The sequence below is a fragment of the Duganella vulcania genome (assembly GCF_009857655.1).
Taxonomy (GTDB): Bacteria; Pseudomonadota; Gammaproteobacteria; order Burkholderiales; family Burkholderiaceae_D; genus Rugamonas; species Rugamonas vulcania.
Window position 1 is genome coordinate 1 of the sequence record NZ_WWCX01000272.1, and the last position, 705, is coordinate 705.

A 705-nucleotide genomic window follows, 5' to 3' on the forward strand; every position below is an offset into this window, starting at 1 on the left:
GGTGCTGGTGCTGGCCGGCTGCCTGGGGGCGACCGGCGCGCTGTGGCTGGGCGCCCGCGCGCAGGCCGGGCAGGAGCGCGAGGCCGACTTCAACAGCCGCGTGCGCGAGCTGGTCACCAATCTCGACCGCCGCATGCTGACCTATGAGCAGGTGCTGTATGGCGTGCAGGGCCTGTTCGCCAGCTCGGTCGTGGTGGACCGCGCCGAATTCCGCGCCTACCTGGCCGGGCAGAACCTGGACGCGCATTTCCCCGGCATCCACGGCGTCGGCTACATGGCGATGGTGACGCCGGAGCGGCGCGCCGAACACGAACGCCAGGTCCGGCAGGACGGCGCCCCCGGCTACCGCGTGCGCCCGGACGGCGCGCGCGCCTGGTACGCGCCGGTGGTGTACCTGGAGCCGTCCGGCGGCAGCAACCGCCACGCGTTCGGCTACGACGCCGCGTCCGAGCCGGTGCGGCGCGGCGCGCTGGAGCAGGCGCGCGATTCCGGCCGGCCCGCCGTCAGCGGCCGGATACGGCTGGTGCAGGAGGAGGTCGAACCGGCCCAGTCGGGCTTTTTGATGGTGCTGCCGGTGTACCGGCACGGCCTGGCCACCGATACCGCGGCCGCGCGCCGCGCCGCCATCGAGGGCTGGGTGTACGCGCCGTTCCGCATGGGCGACCTGATGGCCGGGCTGGGCGGGGCGCGCGCCGCCGCGCTGGC

1 protein-coding gene is annotated in these 705 nt (G+C 75.2%); it reads left to right on the forward strand.

All coding sequences use genetic code 11. The annotated features are described in order from the left end of the window. The coding region (locus GTP90_RS35930) for a CHASE domain-containing protein (RefSeq protein WP_175048361.1) at nt 1-705 on the forward strand (705 nt) is incomplete at both ends.